The 14,175-nt window shown below is 35.3% G+C and carries 12 protein-coding genes; all 12 read right to left on the bottom strand.

All coding sequences use genetic code 11. From position 1 onward, the window contains the following. Window positions 1–20 precede the first annotated feature (20 nt). Complete coding sequence (locus J2128_RS05180; protein WP_209690216.1) at window positions 21–1,481, bottom strand: oligosaccharide flippase family protein; 1,461 nt, start codon at window positions 1,479–1,481, stop codon at window positions 21–23. 110 nt (window positions 1,482–1,591) lie between these two features. Further along, a complete protein-coding gene (locus J2128_RS05185) occupies window positions 1,592–2,803 on the bottom strand; it encodes a glycosyltransferase family 4 protein (RefSeq protein ID WP_209690026.1) in 1,212 nt (403 codons plus the stop codon). A gap of 786 nt (window positions 2,804–3,589) precedes the next feature. Then, a complete protein-coding gene (locus J2128_RS05190; RefSeq protein ID WP_209690027.1) occupies window positions 3,590–5,008 on the bottom strand; it encodes a glycosyltransferase in 1,419 nt (472 codons plus the stop codon). Beyond that, window positions 5,008–6,774, bottom strand: coding sequence for a hypothetical protein (locus J2128_RS05195; RefSeq protein WP_209690028.1), 1,767 nt, complete (start codon window positions 6,772–6,774; stop codon window positions 5,008–5,010). The genes J2128_RS05190 and J2128_RS05195 overlap by 1 nt, the downstream gene beginning before the upstream one ends. 146 nt (window positions 6,775–6,920) lie before the next feature. Next, entirely contained in the window at window positions 6,921–8,087 is a 1,167-nt protein-coding gene (locus tag J2128_RS05200; protein ID WP_209690029.1) for a glycosyltransferase family 4 protein, read from the bottom strand. A 133-nt stretch (window positions 8,088–8,220) separates the two neighbouring features. Beyond that, window positions 8,221–8,832, bottom strand: coding sequence for a PHP domain-containing protein (locus J2128_RS05205; protein WP_209690030.1), 612 nt, complete (start codon window positions 8,830–8,832; stop codon window positions 8,221–8,223). Beyond that, the gene (locus J2128_RS05210; protein WP_209690031.1) at window positions 8,829–9,884 is read right to left on the bottom strand and encodes an ATP-grasp domain-containing protein; all 1,056 of its coding nucleotides are present in this window, start codon (window positions 9,882–9,884) and stop codon (window positions 8,829–8,831) included. Before J2128_RS05210 ends, J2128_RS05205 begins: the two co-directional genes overlap by 4 nt. Beyond that, the gene (locus tag J2128_RS05215; RefSeq protein ID WP_209690032.1) at window positions 9,872–10,501 is read right to left on the bottom strand and encodes a PIG-L deacetylase family protein; all 630 of its coding nucleotides are present in this window, start codon (window positions 10,499–10,501) and stop codon (window positions 9,872–9,874) included. Before J2128_RS05215 ends, J2128_RS05210 begins: the two co-directional genes overlap by 13 nt. After that, complete coding sequence (locus J2128_RS05220; RefSeq protein WP_209690033.1) at window positions 10,498–11,583, bottom strand: DUF354 domain-containing protein; 1,086 nt, start codon at window positions 11,581–11,583, stop codon at window positions 10,498–10,500. Before J2128_RS05220 ends, J2128_RS05215 begins: the two co-directional genes overlap by 4 nt. Continuing rightward, window positions 11,580–12,380 (bottom strand): AglZ/HisF2 family acetamidino modification protein, encoded by an 801-nt coding sequence (locus tag J2128_RS05225; protein ID WP_209690034.1) that lies wholly within the window; start codon window positions 12,378–12,380, stop codon window positions 11,580–11,582. The genes J2128_RS05220 and J2128_RS05225 overlap by 4 nt, the downstream gene beginning before the upstream one ends. 4 nt (window positions 12,381–12,384) lie before the next feature. Next, window positions 12,385–13,002 (bottom strand): imidazole glycerol phosphate synthase subunit HisH, encoded by a 618-nt coding sequence (gene hisH, locus J2128_RS05230; protein ID WP_209690035.1) that lies wholly within the window; start codon window positions 13,000–13,002, stop codon window positions 12,385–12,387. A gap of 18 nt (window positions 13,003–13,020) precedes the next feature. Beyond that, window positions 13,021–14,166 carry an N-acetyl sugar amidotransferase gene (locus J2128_RS05235; RefSeq protein ID WP_281069281.1) on the bottom strand — a complete coding sequence of 382 codons (1,146 nt, stop codon included), beginning with the start codon at window positions 14,164–14,166 and terminating at the stop codon, window positions 13,021–13,023. Window positions 14,167–14,175 lie beyond the last annotated feature (9 nt).

Here is a 14,175-nt window from a genome sequence, read left to right on the forward strand (position 1 = left end):
TTTCATTTATCATCCTAAGATTATCTTTTTCCTATATATTCACCTATCAGAGGCTGGGTTTTAAAAATATAACACATATAAATAAAGAATATCACTACTGCTATAACGCAGATGCCAAGCGTTGTAATAGGCAAATAGGATAAAAATAATATTAATAATGCAAGACATATCGCGATGATAACAGGAATTTGTACCTGTCTTCGAATCTCTTTTATTGATGCTTTTGCCCATACAATTACACAAATATACCCAATACCAAAATACACAATAGCACCCGTCAACATAAAAAGAAACAAAGCAATATAAACACTTCCACAGATTCCTCCAATAAACAGTGAAGCAAATCGCGTGATCACTAAGATTATATTATAGATTAAATTAATTTCTTGTTTTTCAACAACTATCGAAATAGTAGTTAAGGGACTTACTACAAACCACACCATTGCCCACAATCCCAGAATTTGAACATAAACACCTGCTTCAACCCACTGAGGGCCAAAAATAAGTCCAAAAATATCCCCTCCAAGGAGAGATAACAGAGTAAATGGCATTACGGTTAATATAATTAGCACGGAAGTTGTATCTCTTGCTAATTCCGATAATGTATTATTATGCCTTCCACTAGACGCACGTTGTAAGAATACCTGCGATATAGAACTGCCAATTAAACTCATTGGCATTTGGATTACAGTCATTCCTAGTGCATAAAGACCAGTGACTGTTGAAGAAAAAAACGCTGTAAACATGAATATAGGTATTTGCCATGAGATTGAATTTAGAAATGCTCCCCATATATTAAAGATAGGAAATTTTTTATATCTTTTAAGCTGACGAAAAATACAACTTATTGATACACTCGACCTTAAAAGAGAAAAATCACATCTAATCGCCTGTATTAATAAAATTAACGTTCCTAATCCATTACCTATAATCTGTGAAGCAATGAGTGATCCTGGATTTATAAATCCTAAAGTACCCAGACCAACCTTCATCCCTGATCCAGATACAGATTGTAATGCCTGCGTGGATGCCTGAGTACCAAACCTTATGCGTCTGGTATTCCAATATCGAAGAGCCAAGTAAAGTCCATTGATAAAAACAGCTAATGGTATAAGGAAAAAGTAATCCATGACACCACTGTTACCAAGAAGTCCTGCAATCCAATCTCCAAAGAAAAAGAAAAAAGGAATACATGCGAGACTTATAAAAATAAGAATAAGGCAACAGGCCATAAACACAGCCCCTGCGTCTCTGTCATCTTCCGGCAGAACTATAGCAAGTTCATATCGAAAACATGAAATAACAGTTATTATACTTACAATAGAGAAAAATACAGATGAAATCCCATATATTTCAGGGATAAAAATACGAGTGATTATGGGGGTTAAACAGATCGCAACAACTTGGGCAACAATTGTACCACTAACAAGTTTAAATACATCTTTACCAAAAGATTTTTTTGAGATTGCGTCTATTGCCAGCTATTTCCCCCCACATTATTTATATTAGATTATAAATATTATAATATATCCAATTGCTGCATGAGTTTGAGATATCTTTTCCAACACTGAACAGTAGATTTTTATCATATCTAATTTCTTCCACTTTCATTAAGCTCTGTCATTAACAGTTTGTATACTTCTAACTCCTGCTTTATTCGTAAATCCCAGGATCTTTCCGACAGAATGGTATTTCTTGCATTTTTCCCGAGCGTTTCTTTCAACTCCGGGTTTTCATAAAGCATATATAATTTATCAGCAAATTCTGATGTATCACCCGGTTTTACAAGTAAACCACTGGAACCATCTTCAATTAAACGATCAAGTCTGCCGCTATTAAATGCTACAACCGCCGCCCCGGATGACATAGCCTCCTGAATCGAACGATTCATATTACTATAAACGCTTGTCCCTACAACTGCATCTGCAATCGAAAGGTAATCCTTAATTTCATCAGGTTTTAATTTTCCTGCAAATTTGACAGATTCCATAATTGAATTATTTTTTACCAGATCCATCAAAGATTCTTTGAGTTTCCCATCACCAGCAAAGATAAGATATGCTCTCCTTTCATCAATAGCTTTAATTTCTAAAAATTTTACAAATGCCTCTATCGCCAGATCAGGTCGTTTAACAGTGATCAGCGAAGATGTCGAAAGAATCAAAAAATCCGAAGCTCTAAACCCAAGTCTTTCTCTAACCATGTTAAATTGAGAATTAATGCTATAATATTCTGTGTCTATACCATGGTAGACAATAGAAACACGATCACCCCACAATTTCAAAAATTTTTGAGGGGCAGGGGAACCGTCATCTAATATTAAAGCATGGTCCGGTTTAAATAATACTGCCAGTGTTGATTCAAACAGTCCTGATATAGGTGAATATGCTTCTGAACTGCCATGAAGCATCCCTACAACCGGAATATTCAATATTCTTCCAATAATACTCCCAAAAGCTACAGGACAAATTCCATGAGCATGAATAATATCCGGTCGCTCCATTTTCTCTAATGTCCTGTATACATTTATCATAAACAATAGATTATTAAGGGGGGTTACAGGAATACCAAATCGTTTTTTTATATCCGGTGACTTTATCCGTATAACGGGGACAGGGCATTCTCTATCAAATTCCTTATCAATATCATCAATATCCGATGTAATAATTATTTGATCTTTAAGATATGGATTGATTTTTTCAGACAACTCCTTCACGTGGTTGCTGCATCCTCCTCCAAAATAGTAAAAGTACCTCACAATTCTAATAACAGATAATCCAGAATTTTTATATGATAAAACCATTATTAAATGCCCCCCGATATTAGTTGTTGAAGAAATTGTTATAGTTCATAACCAATTTCAGATACTGATATTTTCAGCTCAATTCATTGCGAATTACATCAAAAATGCTGATGCGTCCTATTTTAATATCTACAAGTAGATGTGTTAATTCACATATCATTTTAACTTTTCTATGAGTTTTGAGTTTCCTAACAATCATTGGAACTCTCCCCACAGTATTCTGACGTTTTTTAGGCAGTTATCCACATGTCTTTTTAATAAACAATTGAAACACTTTGAGACTCCTTTCATTACTCTTTTCCGTCATTCATGATGAAAAAAAATAATTCTTGAGCATCAATTTATTTCTTCAAAGTATTCAATGAAATTATCCAGAATGTTGTTTAATAGTAACCAATAAGAGTTAGATAAGAACCATGAAGTACTGATTATTTCTTTTGAGTATCTTAAGGCCATTAATAAATCAACAGTAAACAAGTTTTGTTTACTTCCTAAGCTATCATTCTTTCCTATAAATATAGAATATAATGTATAATCTCTTTACAAAAGACAATATTTAATTGGGTGTACCTTTCTGCGGTTATCCTCTGTATAGCACTGGAAATTAATGATACAATAAAATTTATTCAGATAGCACTCCTAAAATAAGATTCATTGATGATTTGCCAAACAACCATATAAATATTCCATGAGAAGATATATTTCTTATAACGCACCCCAAAATAATGAAAAATCACTGAAAAACAAGAGGTTGCTATTTTTATACATATGGTATATTTTTCAGTTTTATTCAGATTTTCCAATGTTTTTATCAACTGTTCTATGATTACTACTAATATTATCTAATAAAATAGCAAATTTTTTTGCCATTTCATAGTGATTATACAAATCAATTTTGGATTGAATGCCTTCATAAGAAGTATAACCATCCGTTTTGAATTTGGTATATTTTTCAATAATATACGATTTAATTTCAGTCACCGTTGAACAATGAACACCTGCATTAGTCTCTTTAAGCAACTTTGTGACAACACTTCCAGAAAGGCCCAGTGAAAGAATTGGTCTTCTTGCAGCTAGGTAATCGAAAACCTTACCAGTGTATACTCCCTTTTCCAGGGGATTATCCCAGGTCAGGAGAAGCAGTATATGAGATTCCCATTGCTTTTTAATTGTAGTTTCACGGGACACCACCCCGTGCAACGAAACAACATCACTTAAATTGTACTTCCTGATATCATCTTCAAGCCACGATTCACGATTACCATAGAAATCTACAGATACACTTTCTCTCTCTAATAATCCTTCATGAATCAATTCCGAAAGTGCTACAAACAATAACTCAGGGTCCCGACGCCCTTTATATAACTGACCAGTATAAGTTATTGTAAATTTATTGGATAAAGAAACTCCGGGGTTAACATTTTCAGGATCAAATCCATTTGTGATTACAGAAATCTGCTTTCCTGAATAACGTTCAGATAACTGTTTACTTAACGGTTCAGATACAGTTGTCAGTATATCCGCAACCCCCAGAGTTTTTTTCTCCAAAGAAGTTTCTATGATTTTTCTGAAAACAGAATAAGGATAATAATGATTTTGAGTCCACAAGTCCCGTAAATCAGCAATCCAGGGGACATTATAGCGCATTTTAAGATTCTTTGCAACGAGATGACCGGTAACCGGAGATGACGAACTTATCAGCGCTTCATATTTATTTTCTTCCATTAATCTTATTCCCGCTTCCAGACTATACTTATACCATCCTCTTTCTGCATCCGGATAATAGAGGACTTCTTTTATAAGATTAAAACAAAAATCACAGAAAGTTTTTTTATTCTTTTTGCTTTTTAGATTAAGTGATTCCTTTATTGATTTGCCGGAATTTATCCCCAACAATGATAATATCAGGGCTGTAATATCTGTATACTTCGTCTCAACAACATTATAACTATCCTGACCGACCAATCTGTTCTGACCAGATTTTGTTTGTTGTGCAGTTATTATAGTCGGATCCCACCCGAATTCAGGCAAATACTTTGCAAGACCACAAAGACGAACTGACCATATACTCTCGTTTTGAAAGAAACCAAAAGTGATTATTATTACTTTTTTATTAATTGCTATTTTTGGAGATTTATCTTTCTTTAAACTTGATAATTTGGGGATGTCAGTTAATGTGTAATCTTCCGGGGAATTATTATTCATTACAAGGCTCCATTAATAATATATACAAAAGATTCCCCATTCTGATACAGACGATCAACCGATTTGTCTTCATTCAATCTTATAAAATCATGTTGTTTAAACCTGCCTACAGCTGCATATGACTGTACAGAAGTGTAAATAATCTGGTCCATATAAGTGACCGGAAAACAAACCGTTTTATTGTAATACTGCTTCAAACTGATGTTACTGTTGTAACCGAAATGATCAACCACAGCAGGCACCTGTTTTCCTATTTCTATTTTTGTTTCAATCATTCCCAGAATTGCATCCGAAAATCGTGTTACCGGAGACAGTATAGTTACATATTCATATTCACCTTCAGTATTAGCAATTACCCATCTCATTTCATCCATATCCATGTTTGTAACTCCAGGATTTGCACGGAATAGATACGGAGATGGATACAAACTGAGAATGCTTACTGTAGACGCAATTAGGATTAAAACTACAAAGATTAGAGACATAATTTTATTTCTTTCGGAAATGTAATGATTTAAAACAAATGCTGTAGATAGTGGAGTCAAAATCATTACAAATGAAAGTATACGACCTGAACCAATAGATGCAAGGCCAGGGACCAGATTCAACTGGTAAGCCCCATAAATTGCTCCTAATAAAATCGGGACTCCCAGAAATATAACTTCATTAGAACAGATTTTTAGGTTACCTTTTATATAACTGCGCAATACAAGGAGCAGGGCAAAAAACAGAAATATCAGGTAGATAATCTCGTCTCCGTCCATTTTGAGGAATAATTTTATAAAATCATACACATCAAAATTTATTTTGCTTAAAGTGTCGCCCATTTGCGCAAGAGGTATTTTACCTCCACCGGCTGAGGTTATGGAATCCCATAGTAGACCTATATTTGGTACAAACTGTTGAAAAGAGAGAACATGCCAGGCAAACAGAATTCCTGACAATACAATAGGAATTAGAAATTGATACGAAACATCTGAAAATTTCTTTAAAATAGTGAAATTATTTTTAATATAATAAAATACACTGCAAAAAACAAGGACTGCTATTAACAATAAGTATGTTAAAGGATGAAAAAAAACCGAAATAACCAAAAGTAGTGCAAATAGTATCGAATATTCTTTACACTTTGCGGTTTGTAAAGCAACGTAGAGTATAAAAGGAAGAAAAAAAAGAGACCACCCGTTAGGCATCACATACACATTGTACTGATCAAATAAAACTCCCCCTGCAACTGCAAAGGCCAGGCATTGCGCTTTTCCAAGAACAGATGTCGTTTTCAAAAGAAGATATATTGAAAATACATAAAAAACTGAAAACAAGGCAGTCATATAATTTAAAAAAATTATTGGTGGCATAGAAGACAGCAGACTTATTCCGGAACCTAGTATATGAGTGACAGGATATGAGTTATCTCCGATAAAACCACTATTTAAGATATCGACCACTGCACCCACATGTGAAATATTATCTCCCCTTAATGTAACATAACCTCGCATATAAGGGACATAAAGAAGTTCAAATCTTGCAAGTATTATTATAGTTACACTAAGAACCCAGTATAAAAAAGAAATTTTCTCTGATGTCCAGATAAAATAAAATATCAGGCCTATACCACAGGCCATGCAATATATTAGGGCTATCCACACAAACGCGGGTGTGCCTTCATAAATTGAAATTTCATATCCGCTAATTGGATTAAGGAATAGCAACGCACCGGAAATAGCTACAGAAATGAAAGTAGTACATAAAAGTACTTTGATCATGATTTTAGTATTCAACTTTATCCACTCTATTTTCCGGCATTTTTTGCGTTTCCCATCTTTCCAAATTCAGATACAATGAAAAAGATATTTGAAAACTAATCTCACCCTACTCTAAGAACACCGATTAGCAATTTTAAGTCATAAACTTATCCTAAAACCTGTTTGTATACATTAAAAATATCCTTTGAGATATTTTCCCACGTAAAACTTTCTGCATATTTCAGGATTTGCTCAGAATCCCACTCCTTTTCCAGAGCCTCCAAAATTTTTTCTGTCAAGTCATCAGGGTCGGCAGGCTCAACCAGCAGACCATAATCTTCAGAGGTTATAATCTCAGGTATCCCGCCGACTTTCGTTCCAATAAATGGCTTCCCGCAACCCAGGGCTTCAAACATGACTGTTGGATTACCTTCATTGAGACTCGGCAGAACAAAAAGATCACATGCGTTCATCCAGAGTGGGATCTCCTCGTGCGGTTTGCCTCCTACAAGTAGAATATAGTCTTTTAACCCTAACTTCCGAATCAGTCGTTCAAGTGCAACCTTTAATTTTCCGGAACCAACAATCACACACAGGACATCTTTTCTTTCCTGGACGACCTTCTGAACAGCTTCAACAAGGTATAACTGTCCCTTAACAGGTTCTAAGTTTCCCACAGTAAGAAGAATTTTCTTGTCCTGCGGGAGAACCAGCATATTTCTACATTCTAAAGCATTTCTGGGATAAAATAGATCGCTCCTGAATCCATTTGGTATGACAGTAACCGGTGTTGAAACATCCAGTCTTTTCATGCATTCAAAATTGCTCCGGCTGACGGTAATGACATGATCAGCTGTATTGAGCACATACTCAATCTTCTCCCGCCACTCATCATCTTTAAAAGGCAGGGAGTAAATATCATAGCCATGAGCAGTAACTACGAAAGGAACATTATACTCTTCCTTAAGGCGTGCACCAACGTATCCAGCTGACCAAGTAAAATGGGAATGAATTAAATTAAATCTAGTCCCAGACTTCTGTATCTTATTTTTGACTTGACAATAGTGCTTCTCACCCAATTTTTTGTAACCCTGATCTGTAGGTAAATAAGGTATAGAAGTGGTATATACATTCACATTATTCAGTCTTTGAGAGTTGTCTATCTTAATTGAAGAAGAAAAATGATTAAGTTTCGGAATTGAGAAATATCTGCTGATCTCAGCAAAAAAATTTAATCTTACGAAGATCTCTACTGATGAAAAATGTGGTCCAATTACTTCTACAGAGTCTTTCTGAAAACTATTATAGGAATGGCAGATCACAGCAAGATTCATTGATCTTATCTCCTTTGAGGAAATATTTGATATTTATTAATAGTTCCTGTTCCCAATTCCAGAAGATAGAATTTCATCTTCAAACAGATTAATTCACTAGAGAGATAAATTATGGAAGAAGATTGAACTTTCATCATCTCAACTCCTCAACAGAGTGACAATCACTTCCCCTAACAAGATTCATTCTGCAACTTTTCGCTAAATTGATCCATTCACTTGGAGGAACGTTATGCTTTCTATTTATTTCAATCAAAACCTCATTTTCGTCAAGCCAATTAAATATCTGAGACAACTTCCCTTTAGTTATGTTCAATATGTTTTTTTTAAGAAACATGCTAGGATGTGCCCAAGCATTGACATAGGGATTTTTTATTACAGTATAAAGAGCATCAAGGTACTTATCTATATCATTTGGGAAAGAATGAAAAGCAAATATTGGGTAATCAACTTGTTCTAGAATATCATAACCCACGTCCAGAGAACAATCAGGAAGAACCTTCGTCTCACATCCAGAAAGAACAATTAAATTATAATGTTCTCGTGCACTGTCTATATCTTCCAGGTAGGAATTAAAGTCATAGCTTAAGTCTTTTCTAACGTGCTCGGTAAAAGCAACCAAAGGTATGCCTAGTTCTACTGCTTTTTTACAATATTCGTCTATTGAATTCTTACCATCGGTATAACTCGTGTGGATATGCCATTCCCCAGACATAAGATATTGTGAATATTTCTTCCATATTTTCATAGAAACCCCACATTACTTTCGTTATGAACTCCTATGCCTCCCCAATAACGGAAGATTTTTGTTCCCCAATTAACTCGAAAATCGGGGATCTCTTCATTCAAAGCGCGTTTAACAGCAGCATAAATAAGATTAGCTCCTGCAAAAGTTGAAAGTACCATTGTGCCCTGAACCCTTGGATTCGATTCTAACAATTTTGGATTGCCGTGATTATCCATTTTGAACTGGAAACCAAATACATAATCAAGTCCGGTGGCTTCGCTGAGTTTTTGCGTATTTGCAATGATATTTTCATGGTATTCAACTGTTCCATGAAATGTTATACCTGAACGGATAGCATCCCGTTTCCTTGGAACGATTGTATATTTCCGGGCCTTTAAAACGTCAACGCTATATTCAACGCCAGGCAAGTACTCCATTACCAGCAATGGAAAAAATTCAGATCCTAATATTTCATGAAGCTGATCCATTTTTACAAACAAAGATGTTGGTTTCTCTGAATAGAACATCTTTTTAAGATCAAGTGATTCGTTGATGATACGTACTCCTCTCATGCCATTGGATAGTGGAGGTTTGACAACAATTGGTATCTCAGGCCAACCTAGATCATATGCAGAGTTGACCAAAGAATCAAAATTATTTACAAGAGTATATTTTGCTGTTGGTACATCAATATGTTCAGCTAATTTCATCAATTTGAATTTATCGTTAGCGATAGAAATTGCACTGGCATCGGAAACAGCAATGGATGTTCCAAGACTAGAGAATAATGATCTTTTCTCAGCTAAAACAGATAATTCAGCGGTATTTTGAGGCAATAAAACATCTACACATTCCTGCTCACAGATTGAGAGCAATTGATCAAGATAACCCTTCTCAGAGGGTCTTGAGATGCAATAAAATTTATCACAAATATATTTTCCGATTACCTCCTGTTTAATATCAGTTCCAATTGTTCTTATAGTTCGATTGTCAAAATTTTGACTCAGAGAATAGAGAGTTCCCTTTATGCCTGGTGATCCCGCACCGGTAACAAGAACAGTTAAAGAATCCATCTTACAACCTCAAAAGCCTCGGCATATTCTGAATTACACTGGACTCCTCGTGTCCGTGCTAAACCATAAATAAATTCCTCTGAAAAATAGGATTTTTCTTTGATAAACTGTGATTTATAATTTTTTAGGATCTGATACTTTTTTTCGATTTGATTTTTATTTAATTTACTAAAGCATTGTGTGTTAAACATGACATGATTCCAAGGTAATTCATAACAGATAATGCTTGAAGAGGTCTTAAATGCCCGAATCATTTCGTGCGCAACAACTTGATGATCTTGGTGAAGATCATTGAGAGATGGACCAATAACAATATCAGGATTGTATTGATTCCTTGTTTGAACTAAATCTTCCAAAATATCCTGGCGATACTGATTGAGGTGCCGAACTTTAAAATCAAATATTTTGCAATTGTCTTTTTTAAGAGAGAGGTCTCTGGTTACACTGAGATATTCTGTTTTCAGTGTATCCTTTGGAAATCCTTTGGGTAAAGAATCTTCAGCAGTTGAGAATACAATCCAAAATATCTTATTACCCTTTTCAATGAGTTTTATAATTGTCCCTCCGCATCCCAGTTCTGCATCATCTGTATGAGGAGACAAGATTAAAATTTTCATGTTAATCCTCTATATTGAAACTTATTCTGAAAATCAGGGTTAGTCTTCATTATCTGTACACTTCTGGGACAATTCTCGATAAACCAAACCATAAAAGCTGTCACATCTATTTTGTCATTGATTAAGCAACTCCGTTTACACTGTCCCTTACTCTTTAAATTAAGATCTTGAAGAAGTTTAATTGCTTTTTGAATTGTTTCTTCATCACTCTCCGATGTCCAGAGCAAACCATATTTATTCAAGTCATAAAAAATACCACAATATTTTGCTGTAGTAGAAATATGAATGGCATGTGTACCCAATGTTGCAGCCTCCGTTGCTGTCGTCCCCCCCTCTCCAACATACAATGTCGCATAATACAGCAGATCATGCAATTTCTCTGGTGAGACTTGGATCTGGTACTTCATCAACTCCTCAGGCAGAGTCCCTTCCGATGTGATCAGCACACGACCATAATTTTTCAGTTCCTTCACAAGTCCAACCTTATCACGGATGCCATGCTGCCCAACATCGTGGCTCGCCTGCCAAGAGACAAAGCGGACGATGATAAAAAGATCATCCTCGGTGAGACCGAGCTCGGTGAGAACTACAGGTTTTGGGGTGAAGTAATTAGGGTGGAGGTAGGCGAGCTCTGTATAACCATTATAATAAATCTGTTTTCCACCGAAATCTTTTCCAAAGCTGGTAGGAGTAAGTATGACATCTGTAAATGGAACATATAACCTGTGTTCCCACTTAGCATGCTCGGTATCATCAAGAGCAATGGATGGCACACCAAGAATTTTTGATACATGAGCTGCGCGTATGGACCCGAATCCTATAAATAAATTCGGTTTAAATCTCTTTACTGCCCTATACATCCTTAAGTCAAGGATAGGGATAGATAATAATTTTTTAGAGAGTGAGGATCCATAACTTCCTAAAGAGATATAGTCAATGCCGAATATATTCAGCAACTGATATGAAATTTCCTTTTCACTTGCCGTTACAAGGATATCATGCCCTCTTTTTTCCATCTCCCAGATAAAATTCTTGAAGTAATGGACATGAGCCGGGTGATTAATATCAACAACTATTCTCATAACATCTCCTCCGGAGAAAAGAGATCTTCTAATTCTTTCTTTGTGGGGTAACTGATAAGAACAGCCCTTTTTCTTCCATGAAATACAAAGAGGCTCCCGGCAGCAAGAGCTGAGGCGTGCCCCTCATAATAGGCCTGCCTGAAATCACTGATCTTTCCTGCTCCCCCGCATGCGATAACCGGTATGTTTACAGCATCGGAAACCTGTCGGATTAGTTCAATATCATATCCGGTCATTGTCCCATCAAGATCAATGGAATTAATCATGATCTCTCCGGCACCCTGTGACTCCATCTCCTTGGCATGTGTTACTGGATCAAGTCCTGCCGGAGTTTCTCCGTCATTTATTATTACTTCATACTGGCCACTAGATCTTTTTTTTGCATCTATCGAGACGATGATGCTCTGACTGCCAAAGATTTCGCTTGCTTCTCTGATTAAACCAGGATTGTTAAAAGCTTCTGTGTTAATAATAACCTTTTCAACTCCCGATTTAAACAGCATCTCAATTTCATGAACACTTGTAATTCCTCCTCCATAGGAAAGAGGCATCAGGCATTCTCTTGAGATCTTGGATGTTAAATCAAAAGGTAGCTCATGTTTCTTTATTCTTTTAAAAAGGCCTTCTCTTCTTGAAGCAACAATATTCAGAAATATTAATTCATCTGCTTTTTTGTCATTATATATATGGACTGCGTTGATGGGATCTCCTATATACTTTGGATCCCTGAACTGAACAGTTTTAACGAGACCTTTGTCTTTTAAAAGGAGTGCCGGGATAATTCTTGGCCGAAACATAAGTCTAGATCTCCATAAAATTTTTTAATATTCTCAAACCCGAGTCATGACTTCTCTCGGGGTGCGGCTGGAAACCGTAGATATTATCCTTTCGAATTACTGAAATGAATTTACCCCCATAATCGGTCGTCGCAAGAATATTTTCATTTTTTATTCCTGAAACATGATATGAGTGAACAAAATAAAACACTGAACTATCATCAATACCACGAAGAATAGGAGATGGATTACAAATTCTCAAATTGTTCCAGCCCATATGAGGGATCTTATAATGTGGGTAATCATCTTTATTGATTTGAAATTTAATCGTTTTCCCGTCGAACCACTTTAAACCTTCAGCATTGCCCTCTTCGCTATATGATGTAAATAGCTGCATCCCAAGACAGATTCCCAATATCGGAACCTTTTCATCCAAAACCAGTTCATTTAATTTTTCTACAAACCCTAAATTATCGAGATTTTTAATTCCCTGGGCAAAAGAACCTATTCCAGGCAATATGATTTTACTTGGATCATTTATCCCTTCAGGATCATTTACTATTTTAAATTCAATATTTAGCCTGTCGAATGCGTTGATTATACTGCCCAAATTACCCATTCCATAGTCAATAATTACATTCAAATTAAAATCATCCTCTTCTCATATGTCTCCAAGGTATTTCTCATAGAATACCGGAGGTAAGATGTGTGCTTTACATGCAATACGAATAGGTGCCTTAAACAGCCTAATAATGGGATAATAACTTTTATAATCAAAAAATGATTTGTTCTCACTTACCATTATTTTATTAAATTCTTTCTCTGTGAAACCAAGTTTACTAATAGTATACTTAATAATCTCTGGATCATAAGGATAAGGCATTTCAAGTTTCTTTAACGCTTCATTCCTTTCCAACTGATTTGTTCGTATCAATGCCGAATACTCAGATCTTCTCTTGTCAATATTAAATTTAACTGGTAAGTAATACGATTGAAAAAATACCGTGTATAAAGACTCGTGATGATGACCACCATAATATCTCCAATTAAGTTCTTTTTTAAGAATCTCATCAACTTCATCGTGATTATATTCAATATAATCCGGAAAATCCACACTTTTTATTCTTCTGAAAAGAGTATTCACTATTAATTCAGACATGCTCATTATAGGAAAACTGGAAATTTTTTCCTGCCCAAATCTTTTATGAATATCTCTCACATATCTTCCGTCAAGATATGTCCAGTACAATGGAGCAATACCCTCAGTTTTAAAAGAATGACCTGTTAAAATATATTTTACCTTGTTATCTGCTGCAACTTTATATAATATTGAAGTAATTACGTAATCAGTTGGGACTTCTGCATCAGATACTGATGCCTTTAAAAAAGATTTCTGTAGATCTTTGAATTCTTCCCAATCTGCAACATGAGTATATAGATCAACATTAAGTTTTTCTGTAGCATTTTTTATATTGCTTACAGCAATATCTGAGTTCCAGCCATTATCAAAATGGACTGCAAGGGGTCTAAGTCCCATCTTTACAGCCATATATAAAGTGTAAGTGCTATCTCTTCCACCACTTATCCCAACTATACAATCATACTCTTTTTCTGATCCAGATTGTTTAATTCTCTCAATTAATTGATGAAATTGTTTTTCACCCTCCTCTCCCAATGGATGAATCTCTTCAAGCCTGTTATGGATTTTACAAAAATGGCATACTCCGTTTTCATCAAATCTAATATCCGGTACTGTAGTATCCATTACGCACTTGCTACAAACCTGATAACTTCTAAGATTTTTCATATTTCACCA

This window comes from Methanomicrobium sp. W14 (assembly GCF_017875315.1).
Classification (GTDB): domain Archaea; phylum Halobacteriota; class Methanomicrobia; order Methanomicrobiales; family Methanomicrobiaceae; genus Methanomicrobium.

Coding starts and splice junctions, on each gene's coding strand:
- J2128_RS05185 (WP_209690026.1), bottom strand. CDS start 2,803: ATGGTTTTATCATATAAAAATTCTGGATTATCTGTTATTAGAATTGTG.
- J2128_RS05190 (WP_209690027.1), bottom strand. CDS start 5,008: ATGAATAATAATTCCCCGGAAGATTACACATTAACTGACATCCCCAAA.
- J2128_RS05195 (WP_209690028.1), bottom strand. CDS start 6,774: ATGATCAAAGTACTTTTATGTACTACTTTCATTTCTGTAGCTATTTCC.
- J2128_RS05200 (WP_209690029.1), bottom strand. CDS start 8,087: ATGAATCTTGCTGTGATCTGCCATTCCTATAATAGTTTTCAGAAAGAC.
- J2128_RS05205 (WP_209690030.1), bottom strand. CDS start 8,832: ATGAAAATATGGAAGAAATATTCACAATATCTTATGTCTGGGGAATGG.
- J2128_RS05210 (WP_209690031.1), bottom strand. CDS start 9,884: ATGGATTCTTTAACTGTTCTTGTTACCGGTGCGGGATCACCAGGCATA.
- J2128_RS05215 (WP_209690032.1), bottom strand. CDS start 10,501: ATGAAAATTTTAATCTTGTCTCCTCATACAGATGATGCAGAACTGGGA.
- J2128_RS05220 (WP_209690033.1), bottom strand. CDS start 11,583: ATGAGAATAGTTGTTGATATTAATCACCCGGCTCATGTCCATTACTTC.
- J2128_RS05225 (WP_209690034.1), bottom strand. CDS start 12,380: ATGTTTCGGCCAAGAATTATCCCGGCACTCCTTTTAAAAGACAAAGGT.
- J2128_RS05235 (WP_281069281.1), bottom strand. CDS start 14,166: ATGAAAAATCTTAGAAGTTATCAGGTTTGTAGCAAGTGCGTAATGGAT.